This is a genomic window from Streptomyces sp. NPDC001617, assembly GCF_053596855.1.
On sequence record NZ_JBSFHA010000001.1, the window covers coordinates 295817 to 308527 of the forward strand.

General features: G+C 72.2%; 12 protein-coding genes. 5 read left to right on the forward strand and 7 right to left on the reverse strand.

Annotation, left to right across the window (positions count from 1 at the left end; all coding sequences use genetic code 11):
- Position 1: 1 nt before the first annotated feature.
- The 4 genes from ACWC09_RS01450 to lnt all read right to left on the reverse strand — a co-directional run bounded on the left by ACWC09_RS01450 (position 2) and on the right by lnt (position 4989).
- Positions 2-1945 carry a helix-turn-helix domain-containing protein gene (locus tag ACWC09_RS01450; RefSeq protein ID WP_450847346.1) on the reverse strand — a complete coding sequence of 648 codons (1944 nt, stop codon included), beginning with the start codon at positions 1943-1945 and terminating at the stop codon, positions 2-4.
- Positions 1946-2021: 76 nt separating this feature from the next.
- Positions 2022-2822 (reverse strand): 3-hydroxybutyrate dehydrogenase, encoded by an 801-nt coding sequence (locus ACWC09_RS01455; RefSeq protein ID WP_450847348.1) that lies wholly within the window; start codon positions 2820-2822, stop codon positions 2022-2024.
- Between the two features lie 54 nt (positions 2823-2876).
- Positions 2877-3356, reverse strand: coding sequence for an NUDIX hydrolase (locus ACWC09_RS01460; RefSeq protein ID WP_450847350.1), 480 nt, complete (start codon positions 3354-3356; stop codon positions 2877-2879).
- Positions 3357-3366: 10 nt separating this feature from the next.
- Positions 3367-4989 (reverse strand): apolipoprotein N-acyltransferase, encoded by a 1623-nt coding sequence (lnt, locus tag ACWC09_RS01465; RefSeq protein WP_450847352.1) that lies wholly within the window; start codon positions 4987-4989, stop codon positions 3367-3369.
- Between the two features lie 246 nt (positions 4990-5235).
- Here lnt and ACWC09_RS01470 point away from each other — a divergent pair, with 246 nt between their 5' ends.
- Positions 5236-6303 (forward strand): O-antigen ligase family protein, encoded by a 1068-nt coding sequence (locus ACWC09_RS01470; protein ID WP_450847354.1) that lies wholly within the window; start codon positions 5236-5238, stop codon positions 6301-6303.
- A 9-nt stretch (positions 6304-6312) separates the two neighbouring features.
- Here ACWC09_RS01470 and ACWC09_RS01475 read toward each other — a convergent pair whose 3' ends face one another.
- Together ACWC09_RS01475 and ACWC09_RS01480 are read right to left on the reverse strand one after the other, a co-directional pair.
- Positions 6313-6846, reverse strand: a complete 534-nt coding sequence (locus tag ACWC09_RS01475) for a hypothetical protein (protein WP_450847356.1) — start codon at positions 6844-6846, stop codon at positions 6313-6315.
- 89 nt (positions 6847-6935) lie between these two features.
- Positions 6936-7721: a glutamate racemase gene (locus ACWC09_RS01480; protein ID WP_450847357.1), complete on the reverse strand. Its 786-nt coding sequence runs from the start codon at positions 7719-7721 to the stop codon at positions 6936-6938.
- 39 nt (positions 7722-7760) lie between these two features.
- On the opposite strand from ACWC09_RS01480, the gene ACWC09_RS01485 reads away from it, so the two are divergent.
- A complete protein-coding gene (locus tag ACWC09_RS01485) occupies positions 7761-8960 on the forward strand; it encodes a glycosyltransferase (RefSeq protein ID WP_450847359.1) in 1200 nt (399 codons plus the stop codon).
- Between the two features lie 4 nt (positions 8961-8964).
- Here the strand turns inward: ACWC09_RS01485 and ACWC09_RS01490 are convergent, their stop codons facing one another.
- Entirely contained in the window at positions 8965-10257 is a 1293-nt protein-coding gene (locus ACWC09_RS01490; RefSeq protein WP_450847361.1) for a TerD family protein, read from the reverse strand.
- A gap of 302 nt (positions 10258-10559) precedes the next feature.
- Here ACWC09_RS01490 and ACWC09_RS01495 point away from each other — a divergent pair, with 302 nt between their 5' ends.
- The 3 genes from ACWC09_RS01495 (at position 10560) to ACWC09_RS01505 (ending at position 12673) form a co-directional block, all read left to right on the forward strand.
- Positions 10560-10994, forward strand: a complete 435-nt coding sequence (locus ACWC09_RS01495) for a DUF6643 family protein (protein WP_450847363.1) — start codon at positions 10560-10562, stop codon at positions 10992-10994.
- Positions 10995-11037: 43 nt separating this feature from the next.
- A complete protein-coding gene (locus ACWC09_RS01500; RefSeq protein WP_450847365.1) occupies positions 11038-11865 on the forward strand; it encodes an MOSC domain-containing protein in 828 nt (275 codons plus the stop codon).
- Between the two features lie 202 nt (positions 11866-12067).
- A complete protein-coding gene (locus tag ACWC09_RS01505) occupies positions 12068-12673 on the forward strand; it encodes an Rv1733c family protein (protein ID WP_450847367.1) in 606 nt (201 codons plus the stop codon).
- Positions 12674-12711: the final 38 nt, after the last annotated feature.

Consider the following 12711-nt stretch of genomic DNA (forward strand, 5'->3'; position numbering starts at 1 on the left):
GTCAGGGCTTTGCCGACAACTTGTGCAGGCGCAGGGCGAGTTGGATCTCCAGGGCTCGGGCGGGGTCCTGCCAGTCGTCGCCGAGTAGCCTGCCGACGCGTTCCAGGCGCTGGGCGACCGTGTTGACGTGGACGTGGAGTTCGTCCTTGGTGCGGGCCGGGCTCATGCCACAGGTGAAGTAGGCCTCGAGGGTCCGCACCAGGTCGGTGCCACGGCGTTCGTCGTAGGCGACGACCTGGCCGATCGTGCGGTCGACGAAGCCCGCGATGTCCCGGTCGCCGGCCAGCAGCAGGCCGAGGAAGCCGAAGTCCTCGGCGGCGGCACCATCACCGACGCGGCCGAGCAGGCGTAGGGCGTCCAGGCAGCGCCGGCCCTCGGCATAGGCGGCGGCCACGGCATCGGGACAGGTGGCGAGGTCCTCGACCGGGGCGGAGGCGCCGACGGTGACCGGCTCGTGGACGGCGGTGCCCAGGTGGCGGGCGGTGCGGCGGGCCACGTCGGCCGCGCTGTCGCCGGGGGCGAGCGGCAGCAGCAGGACGGTGCCGCCGTCGCGCGCGGCGGCCAGGCCGTGCCGGGTCGCGGCCAGATGGGAGGCTGCGGACCAGAGACGTCTACGGGCGGCCGTCTCGTGGTCGGCGTCGGCGGCGGGGCCATCGAGGCGGGCGGCGAGCACGACATGGGTGGCGTCGAGATCGGCGTCCAGCCGGGAGGCACGCCGGCGCAGCAGGCGCGGGTCGCGGTCGCGGGCGTCGAGGAGGTCGTCCAACAGCTCGCCACGGACGCGCTGTTCGGCCTCGGCGGCGGAGCGCTTGGCGAGGAGCAGCAGCGAGGTGACCATCGCGGCGCGCTCCAGGGTGCGCTGGTCGACGGGGTCGAGGCCGGGGTGGCCGCGCAGGACGAGCGCGCCGAGCAGTTCGCCGCCGGCGGCCACGGCGGCGATCCAGTCGTCCTCGTGCCGCACGGCGTGTCCTTCGGCGCGGGAGGTCTCCAAGGCCGCGGTCGGGGTGGCGGCGGCTTCCGTGAACTCGACCGTGCCGTCGAGGACTTGGGAGACGGCGGCTGCCACGTCGTGCACTCCGCCGCCGCGCAGCACCAGCTCCGCGAGCCGGTCGTGGACGTCCGAGGCCCGCTCGATGACGGCGCTGCGGTCCCGGATGATCTCGTTGGCGCGCTCCAGGCCGGCGAGGGCCGCTCGGGTCTCCGTCAGCAGGTTCGCGGTGTCGATGGCGGCCGCGGCGAGCGCTGCGAACGAGCCGAGCAGGGCGATCTGCTCCCGCTCGAAGACCCGGGCCCGGCGGTCGGCGGCGAAGAGGACACCGATGACGTGGTGTCCCAGCATCAGGGGCACGCCGAGGATGGCGACCAGTCCCTCATCCCGCACTCCGGCGTCGATGGTGTGCGTGTGCTGGAAGCGGTCGTCCTTGAAGTAGTCGTCGGTGACATAGGGGCGGGCCGTCTGCGCCACCAGACCGCCGAGCCCCTCCCCCATTCCGAGCCGCAGCTGCTGGAAACGGGCGGCGACCGAGCCCTCGGTCACCCGCATATAGGTGTCGCCGCGCACCGGGTCGTTCAGGCTGAGGTAGGCGATGTCCGTGCCCAGCAGCGAGCGGGCGCGCTGCACGATCGCCCGCAGTACGGCGTCCAGGTCGCGCAGTCCGGCCAGGTCGTGGGCCGTCTCGAAGAGCGCGGACAGCTCGGCCTCCCGCCGGCGCCGCCCCTCCAGCTCCGCGCGCACCCGCAGCGCGACCGCCTTGGCCTGCTCCAGTGCGCCGATCGCCTCGGCGGACCGTCCCTCGGCACGGGCCAGCAACACCGGCTGCTCGTAGGCGTCGACCGACGCGCCCCTGGCCAGCAGCTCCAGGAACGGCGTCTCGGCGCCGGTGGGCGCGGCAGACGGCGCCACGGCGTCGGGGCGCTCGGCGGACTGCACGTGATCGCGAGACATGCTCACAGGATTCCCCATCGTCCGGCCACCCCGTCGGCCCTGTGGACAACTCACTCTTCCTCGAACACGCGGCCGATCAGTGCGCGGTCCAGCCGCCGTCCAGGACGAGCGAGGTACCGGTCACGAAGGAGGCCTGCGGGCTGCACAGATAGGCCACGGCCTCGGCGACCTCCTCCGGTTCGACGAGCCGCTTGACGGCGCTGTCCTGCAGCAGCACCTCCGTCAGCACGCGCTCCTCGGGAATGCCGTGCGCCCGCGCCTGGTCGGCGAGCTGCCGCTCGACGAGAGGGGTGCGCACATAGCCGGGGTTCACACAGTTCGAGGTGACTCCGTGGGGGGCGCCTTCGAGAGCGGCCGTCTTGGACAGGCCCTCCAGACCGTGCTTGGCGGCCACATACGCCGACTTGTAGGCCGAGGCGCGCAGCCCGTGGACGGAGGAGATGTTGACGATCCGGCCCCACTCCTGGCCGTACATGTGCGGCAGGGCCCCGCGGATGAGCCGGAAGGGCGCCTCCAGCATCACCGTGAGCACGGTGTGGAAGACGTCGGGCGGGAACTCCTCGATGGGGCGCACCAGTTGGACCCCGGCGTTGTTGACCAGGACGTCGGTGCCGGCCGCGGCCTGCTCGGCCGCGTCGAGATCGGTGAGGTCCAGGATGTGCGACTCGACGCCACCCGCCAGGCCCCGGGCCTGTCCGACCACTGTCTCCAGGCCGGCGGCGTCCCGGTCCACTGCTCTCACCTTGGCGCCGGCGGCCGCCAGGCGCAGCGCACAGGCACGGCCGATGCCGCCGGCGGCGCCGGTGACGAGGGCGGTGCGACCGCCGAGGTCGAGGGGGGTCGGGTGCGGAGCCGGAGTGGGGCTGAGCGGGGTCATGGCACGACCCTAGGCAGCACTGTCTCCTCACCACATGTGGTCACAACCCACACTTCACTCCGCAGTCGTGGGCTGGAACCATGTGGGTTCGTGGGACAGTGCCTGCTTGATCCGGAAATGGTGGTAGTCCGTCATCTCGGGCAGGTCATCCAACGAGAACCAGCCGACGGCGAGGGACTCGTCGTCGTTCACCCGGGCCTCACCCCCGAGGACATGGCAGCGGAAGCACAGATCCATGAACTGGCAGACGTCATCGTTGGGATACGTGACCTGCCGTCCCGACCGCACGGCGACCAGTCGCTCGACCGCGACCCGGACGCCCGTCTCCTCCTCCACCTCGCGCACGATGGCTGCCGCGGGTTGCTCGCCCGGGTCGGGGATGCCGGAGATCAAGGCCCACTTGTGGTTGTCGGCGCGCTGGCCCAGCAGCACTCTGCCCTCGTCGTCGAGGACGACGGCGCTGACGCCCGGGAGCCACAGCAGCTGATGGCCGATGGAGGACCGCAGGTCACGGATGAAGTCAGGGGTAGCCATGATCCCGACCCTAGCGGGCTGTCTCGGCTCCCTCCGCGCGCCGCCCGCGCACTCCGGCGCCGATCGCCCAGCCGAGTCCGCCCGCGGCGACCAGCACCAGGGCGATCTCCGGCAGGATGCCCAGCTTGGTGGCGGGCGTCTCGGAGGACCGCAGCGGCACCTTCTGGACCAGGTAGGCGGGCACGAACATGCCGGTCCTCTGGGTGATCTTCCCGTCCGGCATGATGATCGCGCTGACGCCGCTGGTGACCGGCACGGTGACGGTCCGGCTGTGCTCGACGGCGCGGACACGGGACATGGCGAGCTGCTGGTAGGTCATCTCGCTGCGGTCGAAGGTCGCGTTGTTGCTCGGCACGGAGATGATCTGGGCCCCGTCGGTGACCTCGGAGCGCACGGCCCAGTCGAAGGCGGCCTCGTAGCAGGTGACGAGTCCGACCTTGGCGTGGTCCATGCTGAACACGCCGGGCTTGGTGCCCCGGCTGAAGTCCTGGCGGACCATCGAGGTCCAGTTGCTGTTGATCGCGCCGATGAGCGAGCGCAGCGGCAGGTACTCGCCGAACGGCTGGATCTGCCGCTTGTCGTAGGTGTCCGTGGGGCCCTTCTCGGGGTCCCAGAGGATCTGCTCGTTCCACAGCTTGCCGTCCCGCCCGACGACACCGCCGACCGAGATGGGCACGCCGATCGCCTTGGCCGCGCCGTCGATGACGGCGTACGCGTCGGCGTTGGCGAAGGGGTCGACGTCGGAGGAGTTCTCCGGCCACAGCACGAAGTCGGGCTTGGCGGTCTTGCCCGCCTTGACGTCGGCGGCGAGGCGCTTTGTCTCGCGGGCGTGGTAGTCGAGAACGGCCCGCCGCTGCTCGTTGAACTCCAGCCCGGAGCGGGGCACGTTGCCCTGGATGGCCGCGACGGTGGCATAGCCGTCCTCGGCCTTGTCGCTGACCAGCGGCTGCGCGGCCACCGCGCCGACCACCGGCACGGCCACGCTCAGCAGCGCCACCGCGGCGGCCGACCGCTGGACGGCCCGGGTACGCCTGCCCTCGACGACCAGTCGTACGACCTCGCACAACCCGAAGCCGCACAGGACGACCGCGAAGCCCAGCACCGGTGTACCGCCCACCGCGGCGAGCGGCAGGAACACACCGTCGGCCTGGCCGAAGGCGATCTTGCCCCAGGGGAAGCCGTTGAACGGCGCACGCGCGCGTGCGGCCTCGCCCGCGATCCACACCGCGGCCGCCCAGACCGGCCAGGCGGGCAGCCTGGACACCGCGGCGACGCCCGCGCCGACCAGGGCGACGAAGATCGCCTCGATGGCCACCAGGGCGATCCACGGCACGGGCCCGACCTCCACGCCGGTCCACACCAGCAGCGGCAGCAGGAAGCCGAGGCCGAAGAGGTAGCCGAGGCCGAGGCCCGCCTTCCAGCTGCGGCCGCGCAGCAGCCAGCCGAAGCCGGCGAAGGCGGGCAGGGCCAGCCACCACACGGTGCGCGGCGGGAAACTGACGTAGAGGAGCACTCCGCAGAGCGCGGCGGCGAGGGCCGGAACGAGGCGTACGAGGCGCGCCGCCCGCGCTGCGGGCGCGGTCTGCGGCTGTCGCGGGGCCGACTCGTCCACGGAGGTTGCGGTGACGGTCACTCCGGGAGTGTACGGCGGGTGACCTTGGCGCGGACAGCGCGGTCCGCATGGCGGCACGGGGTGCCCGTACGGCCCGGCTGCCGCATCGTTCCTGCGCAACTCGGTCCAACTCATCCACAAAACGTCCATCAGCAGTTACGGTGTGCCCAGCCACAGTCGTCGGGGCCGGTCACGGCCTCGGCGACACGGTCGTACGAGGTCGGGGGGCTTCGGTCGGGTTCGGGGGGCGGGGTGGGTTCCACGGGGATGACGTCCGACGCGGGTCCTGGGGAGGACAGCGAAAGACGAAACGTTTCGGACGCGGCGGGCGTGGTGGTGCTGGGCGCCTGCGCCACCTGGTCGCTGATCACGGCGACCCTGCAGGAGGGCCGTCCGGAGGGCGTGCTGCTCGCGGTGCTGGCCGTGGCCGCCGGCTATTCCGCCGGGCGGATCTGCGGGGCGCTGCTGCCGGTCGCCGCGCCATGTGCGGGGGCACTGGCCGGGCTGGGCCTGGCGGTGGCCGTGCCGCGGCTGGCTCCGGGTCCGCAGACCGACGCACCGCTCGGGCACGCGGGGGCCACGGCCGCCCTGCTCACGCTCTGCGTCGGCGCCGCGTGCTGCGCCGCCTGGGCCACCGGGTCACCGGCCGTGCGGTTCGCCCTCGGCACGCTGGCGGTCGGGATCACGGTGGCCTCGGCGGTCCTCGGATCGACCAGCGGGTTCGTCACCTGCACCGCCGTGCTGCTGTGTTCGCTGGCCGCCGGCCGGATGCACAGCCGGGGTCCGGGCCTGGCCGGCCTGGCCCTGAGCGCGGTCGTGGTGACCGGCCTGACCTGGGCGATCGCCGGGAACGCGCTGCCCGACGGGCTCACCGAGTCGCTGGAGGGCCAGCTCACCCAGCACCGCGTCCAGCTGTGGCAGGACGCCCTGCGCATGGCGCACCACCATGCCGCGACGGGCGTGGGCCCGGGGCGTTTCGGCGAGCTGAGCACGACGACCGCCCACACGCTGCTCTCCGACGGCAAGCCGCACTCGGCGCTGCTGCAGCAGGCGGCCGAGCAGGGCGTGATGGGTGTGGCGCTGCTGGGGACGACCTTCTGCTGGGTGCTGTACACACTGTGGCGCTCACCGCGCCCCACCCCGGTGGTGCTGACCGCCGGAGCGGCCCTGACGGCACTCGCGGCCATCGCCTCGGTCGGCGACGCGCTGAGCTTCACCGCGGTGTCCGTCGGCGCGGGGCTCCTGGCCGGCCTGGCCACCGCTCGGCCGCTCGCCGTGGAGTCGCCCGAGCAGGAGACGCGCGCACGACCGCGCGGCGACCGGCTGACCCCGTGACGCGGCGGGTCAGTGCGCGCTCGGCCGCAGACGGTCCCTGATGACCCGTACGGCGGCTTCCGCGTTGTCCACCGTGATCGTGAACGTATGGCCGTCCCACAGCCGCAGCACGACGCCCTCGCCACGGCGTACGACGACCGCGGTGCCCTTCTCGGGCCGCCACCGGTAACCCCAGCCGCCCCACTGGCGCGGGGTGACGTACGGGGCGAACTCGGCGCCGGCCACGTGGTCGAGGGGGATGCGGCGACGCGGCACTCCGATGTGGCCGCAGCGCACCTCGAGGGACTCCTTGTCGAGCTTGAGGTCCACGTGCACGAAGGCGAGGGTGCCGAAGATCACCAGCAGCCCGGCGGCGATGCAGCCCACGACGGACATCACCAGCGGGGCGATGCCCGAGGTCCAGGCCGAGTCGACGGCCAGCTCGATACCGAGCGCCAGGAAGGCCGCACCGCCGAGCGCCAGCAGCCACTGGGCCCGGTTGGTGGCGCGGCCGGTCCAGATGTCGGGCTGTTTGGCGCTCTCGCCGTGGGGGTGGTCCCTCATACCCATGAGATTACTCAGGTTTCGCAGCGGGGGTACCCAGTCGCGGAGAGTGACTCCGCCGTTCCAGGGGCCTTCGTCGTGACCACCGGTCACCGGGCGGCGCTGACCGCCTTGAGGAAACGTCCCTCTTCATACGTCAGCGCCGTCTCGGGCAGCTCGGCCGCGCGACCGCTGAGCAGCACCGTGAGGCCGCCGTCGGCGGGGGCCTCGGGGGCGGGCTGCGCGCCGATCCTGCGCAGCCCCTGCGCGACCACCGCGCCGGCGGTGCCGTGCAGGATGAGCGGCGGCCGGCCCGGCTGCTGTACGGCGGACCGGATGCGCTCGGCGACCAGTTCGTAGTTGGTGCAGCCGAGGACGAGGGTGGTGATGTCGCCCGGGGTGCGTGCGGCGGCCGCGGCGACGGCGGCCTCGATCGCCGCCTCGTCGGCGTGGTGCACGGCGTCCGCGAGGCCGGGGCAGGGCACCTCGGTGACATCCACGCCCGCGGCGAACTCGGCGATGAGACCGCGCTGGTAGGGGCTGCCCGTGGTGGCGGGGGTCGCCCAGATGGCCACGGGGCCGCCGCCCGCGGCGGCGGGCTTGATCGCGGGCACGGTGCCGATGATCGGCAGCTCCGGCTCGAAACGGGCGCGCAGCGCGGGCAGGGAGTGCACGGACGCGGTGTTGCAGGCGACGATCAGGACGTCGGGGTGGTGCGCGGCGGCCGCGGCGGCGACGTCCAGGGCGCGCTGTGTGATGTCCTCCGGTGTGCGCGGTCCCCAGGGCATCCCGTCAGGGTCCCAGGACAGGACGAGATCCGCGTCGGGCCGCAGACGGCGCGCCACGGCGGCGGCGGGAAGCAGACCGATTCCGGAGTCCATGAGCGCGATCTTCACCCGGCCACGATAGACGATGGGCCCTTCCGGGCCGGTCGCGTGGGGCACACTGCGCGAGTGAGCGCCATCGCGTGGACCGCCGCCGTATCCCTCGCCGCCTGGCTGTGGCTGCTGCTCTGCCAGGGCTTCTTCTGGCGCACGGACGTCAGACTCCCGCGCCGCCAGGACCCCGACACCTGGCCGCCGGTGTGCGTCGTGGTCCCCGCGCGCGACGAGGCCGCCGTGCTCTCCGCGAGCCTGCCTTCCCTGCTCGCCCAGGAGTACCCGGGACGCGCGGAGATCTTCCTGGTCGACGACGGCAGTTCGGACGGCACCGGCGAACTGGCCCGCGAACTGGCCCGCACCCATGGCGGACTGCCCCTCACCGTCGACTCCCCCGGCGAACCGCCGGCCGGCTGGACCGGCAAGCTGTGGGCCGTACGGCACGGCATCGCTCTGGCACGCGCGCGTGGACCCGAATTCCTGCTGCTGACGGACGCCGACATCGCGCACGAGCCGGACAGCCTGCGGGAGTTGGTCGCGGCGGCGCGCACGGGCGGCTTCGACGTCGTCTCGCAGATGGCCCGGCTACGGGTGGAGAGTCTGTGGGAGCGGCTCGTCGTGCCGGCCTTCGTCTATTTCTTCGCGCAGCTCTATCCCTTCCGGCGGATCGGCAAGAAGGGTGCGCGTACGGCTGCCGCGGCGGGCGGTTGCGTCCTGCTGCGGGCGGAGACGGCCGAGCGGGCCAGGATCCCGGACACCATCCGGCACGCCGTCATCGACGACGTGGCGCTCGCACGGACGGTGAAGGGCGGCGGCGGGCACATCTGGCTGGGGCTGGCGGAGAAGGTGGACAGCGTGCGGCCGTATCCGCGGCTGCGCGACCTGTGGCGGATGGTGTCGCGCAGCGCCTACGCGCAGCTGCGCCACAACCCCTTGCTGCTGCTCGGCACGGTCCTCGGCCTGGCGCTCGTGTACCTGGTGCCGCCCGCGGCCCTGATCGCCGGTCCGGCCACGGCGAGCACGGCGGAGGCAGTCCTCGGCGGACTGGCATGGCTGGTGATGACAGGCACGTACGTCCCTATGCTCCGCTACTACCGGCAGCCCCTCTGGCTCGCGCCCCTGCTGCCGTTCACCGCGTTCCTCTATCTCCTCATGACGGTCGACTCGGCGGTCCAGCACTACCGCGGGCGCGGCGCGGCCTGGAAGGGCCGCACCTACACGCGCCCGGACACGGTCGTGGACGAGCAGCCTCTCTAGGCGCTCACTTGCGTCCCGGAGTCCAGTTCATGCCCCACCCGTACGCGTGATCGACGGTCCGCTGCGGGCTGACTCCGCGCTCGGGCACCAGGTAGCGGGCCTCGCGCTGGACGACCAGGTCGTCGCCGGTGTTGGTGATCAGGGCGAGGGCGCACACGGTGGAGGGGACCGTGCACTCGTCGAGGGAGAAGTCGATCGCCGCCCCGAACTGCGGCTGGAGGGTGACCGTGGCATGCAGGTCGGCGAAGGAGCGGGCGCCTTCGTAGATGGTCACGAAGACGAGGATGCGCCGGAAGCTCTTCTTGTGGTCGAGGTTGACGGTGAGGTTCTCGCCACTCGACAGGGCGCCGGTGCGGTCGTCGCCGTCGAGGTGGATGTACGGCGGGCGGTGCAGGGAGCCGAACGCGTTGCCGAGGGCCTGTACGACTCCCTTGCTGCCGTCGGTGAGTTCGAACAGGGCGCACAGGTCCAGGTCGAGGTCGGCGTGCTTGGCGACGGCACGGCCGCTCTTGCTGCCCCAACCGGAGAACTGCTTGCGAACCTGCCAGTTGAGGTTCACGCGCATCGCGCCGGAGGTGCCGCCCTGTTTGGTGAGAGAGACCGCCGGGGCCGCCTTGGTGAGCGTGACCTTGGACAGGCGGACGGGGGCCGTCGGAGGCGGCGGGGGCTGAACAGGGGCGGGAGGTCCGGCCGGTGGCGGCATCGTGACGGGCGGTGCGACGGGCGGAGGCATCGTCACCGGGGGCGCCGTGGACGGGGGCGGAGGCGCGGTGTGCTGCGGTTCGTCCACCGTGATGCCGAAGTCCGCGGCGAGGCCCTCGAGTCCGCTGCTGTAGCCCTGGCCGACGGCGCGGAATTTCCAGGCGCCCTGTCGACGGTAGAACTCGCCGAGTACGAAAGCGGTTTCCACGCTCGCACCGGTGCTGTCGAAACGGGCGGCCACGGTGTTCTGCGCGGCGTCGCGCACCTCGACATAGAGATCCGCGACCTGTCCGAACGTGCCGCCGTCGGCCGACGCGGCAAGGACGATCGTCTCGATCGCGGGCTCCACGCGCGCGAGGTCGACGATCAGTGTGTCGGTGATCCGGCCGCCGGCGTCCCGCTTGCCCTCGTGCCGGACCGCGCCGGAGGAGTGCACCGGCTGGTTGTAGAAGACGAAGTCGCCGTCGGAGCGGACCTTGCCGCCCACCAGCAGGAGCGCCGAGGCGTCCGCGTCGGGCACGCCAGGTCCGGAACGCCAGCCCAATTCCACCCGCAGCGCCGTTGTCGGCACCGGAGTATTCGATCCTTTCGGCATTGACATGTCCGCCCCCATCACGTGTCGGCGAGCCTGCCAGTGCCCCGGCAACCGCCCTTGGAGTTCTCCACTCCCACAACCTATTCCTCAGGACAGCGAACTCCCATGCGAGGCACAGCCGAGCGACGGCCCAACCCGCCGGTAACCCTCCCGGAACTCGGGCTTTACAGGATCACAACCTGGCGCGCCGCCCTATTTTGCCGAGTTCGCTCGCATTGGGGATCCCGCGTCACTGCCGACACGGAAAACAACCCTCTTATCGGTCTCCCCAACCAGCACATCGTGGGCTTAACTTATGTGCCATGACCTCCCCCCGCTCCACTTATGGCGGTGGCTACTACTCCGCCTTCCCGGACACCCCGATCTACGACAGGCTCGTCGCCGAGCGGGGTACCCCTCAGATCGCTCCGATCCGAGTCCCCGCCGCCTACGACATGCCGGTCAGCAACCTGCCCGCGCTGCCATCGGCTCTGCCCGCCCTTCCGGCCGGCCCGTCCCAGTCCTCCTACGGCTATCCGCAGGCGCAGCAGCCCTCACCGCTGCAGCAGGCGCCCGCGGCGTACATCCCGCAGCAAGCCACCGCGCCGCGGGGCTACCCGGGTCCGCAGCAGCCTCAGCCGCAGCGCCCGATGGCGGGCGGCACCGGTTACGAGGCGATGCGTCCGGCGGCTCCCCGCCCCGCTCCGGCTCCGTACCAGGATCCGTACAACAACCAGCAGCAGTACCGCGGCTACTGAGCCCTCCTCCCCCGCTGTCGGTGCCACCTGGCACGATGACTCCATGGGGAAAGCGCTGCTGCGGTCGATTCACGTCCATCCGGTCAAGGCGTTCCGGAGCGTCGCGCTTCGGGAGGCCGTCGTGGAGCCCTGGGGGCTGGCCGGAGACCGGCGTTGGGTGCTGATCGACGACGGGGGAAAGGTCGTCACACAGCGTCAGCAACCGCGCCTCGCGCTGGCCGCCGCCGAGCTCCTGCCCGGCGGCGGCATTCGTCTGTCCGCGCCGGGCATGGGCTCCCTGAGCGTGCCGGTTCCGCGGCCGGTCGGCACGGTGCCGGTGGAGATCTTCCGCGACAAGGTCGAGGGCGTGCTCGCGGAGAGCCCGGCCGCGCACGCATGGTGCAGCGAGTTCCTCGGCGCCAGGACGCGGCTCGTGCACATGGACGATCCGTCCACGCGTCGACCCGTCGATCCCGAGTTCGCGCGGCCGGGCGAGACGGTGACGTTCGCGGACGGCTATCCGCTGCTGGTCACCACGGTCGGTTCGCTCGACGCCCTCAACTCCCTGATCGCCCAAGGCGCCCATCCGGCCGAGGGTCCCTTGCCGATGAACCGTTTCCGGCCGAACGTGGTCGTGGCCGGCACCGCCGCCTGGGCCGAGGACGGCTGGTCCCGCATCGCCGTCGGGGAGGTCACCTTCCGGGTCGCGAAGATGTGCGGGCGCTGCGTCGTGACGACCACCGACCAGTTCTCGGCCGCGCGGGGCAAGGAGCCCCTGCAGACGCTGGGGCGCCACCGCCGCATCGACGGCAAGCTGGTCTTCGGCCAGAACCTGGTGCCTCTCGGCCCCGGCACGATCCGGGTCGGCGATCCGGTGACGGTCCTCGAGTAGCCGGTCCGGCCACCGGCTTCGCAGAAAGATCCGGTCAAGGCCCGCGGGACGGGAACCAGGGCCGGGGGCCTGCGCGTTGGGTTTTCGTGAGAAGTCCATGAGAGGCCCCGGTCGCAGGTGATTTCGCTCTCTCTTTGACCCGGCCCGCGCGTGGACGACTCGACCAGGGGTTATCACGGAGCGGGAAGGGGGGTGCGGGACAGTGCGAGCAATCAGCGGACTCTGGCGCTGGCGGCACAATCCGCTGCGCCGCACGAGCGATCTGGTCGAGGCCTGGGTGGCACTGGTCGCCCTGCTGCTGATCCTGATCGCCGCGCCCGTCGTCGGCTCCCTCGTCGGCCGGGTCGCCCAGGGCGCCCTGCAGCAGTCGGTCCAGGAACAGCGCACGGCCCGCCATCTGGTGACGGCCACCGTGGTGCGCAAGCTGGACCGCTCCCCGCTCGACACCGACCCCGAGACGTCCTCCTCGCGGGATCTGCGCAGCCGCGTGCTCGCCGACTGGACCGCACCGGACGGCACGGCACACCACGCCACAGCTCTCGCGGCCCTCAAGTCCCCTCATCACGGCGACCACTTCAAGATATGGACCGACACCCACGGCCGCCCGGTGGCCCGTCCGCTGGACTCCGCGACGGCGACGACGCACGCGGTGCTCGCCGGGTTCGGTGCCGCCCTGCTCACCACGGGCGCTGTGGAGGGCGCCCGGAGAATGATCGTCTGGCGCATGGTCCGTCGCCGGTACGCCCGTTGGGACCAGGCCTGGGACCGTGCGGGCCCGGACTGGGGCCGCACCGGCACCGGCAGCTGACGGCCTTCCGGCTCTGGTCAACCCACCCCCCGCGCGCA

Coding starts and splice junctions, on each gene's coding strand:
- ACWC09_RS01450 (WP_450847346.1), bottom strand. CDS start 1,945: ATGTCTCGCGATCACGTGCAGTCCGCCGAGCGCCCCGACGCCGTGGCG.
- ACWC09_RS01455 (WP_450847348.1), bottom strand. CDS start 2,822: ATGACCCCGCTCAGCCCCACTCCGGCTCCGCACCCGACCCCCCTCGAC.
- ACWC09_RS01460 (WP_450847350.1), bottom strand. CDS start 3,356: ATGGCTACCCCTGACTTCATCCGTGACCTGCGGTCCTCCATCGGCCAT.
- ACWC09_RS01470 (WP_450847354.1), top strand. CDS start 5,236: ATGACGTCCGACGCGGGTCCTGGGGAGGACAGCGAAAGACGAAACGTT.
- ACWC09_RS01475 (WP_450847356.1), bottom strand. CDS start 6,846: ATGAGGGACCACCCCCACGGCGAGAGCGCCAAACAGCCCGACATCTGG.
- ACWC09_RS01490 (WP_450847361.1), bottom strand. CDS start 10,257: ATGCCGAAAGGATCGAATACTCCGGTGCCGACAACGGCGCTGCGGGTG.
- ACWC09_RS01495 (WP_450847363.1), top strand. CDS start 10,560: ATGACCTCCCCCCGCTCCACTTATGGCGGTGGCTACTACTCCGCCTTC.
- ACWC09_RS01500 (WP_450847365.1), top strand. CDS start 11,038: ATGGGGAAAGCGCTGCTGCGGTCGATTCACGTCCATCCGGTCAAGGCG.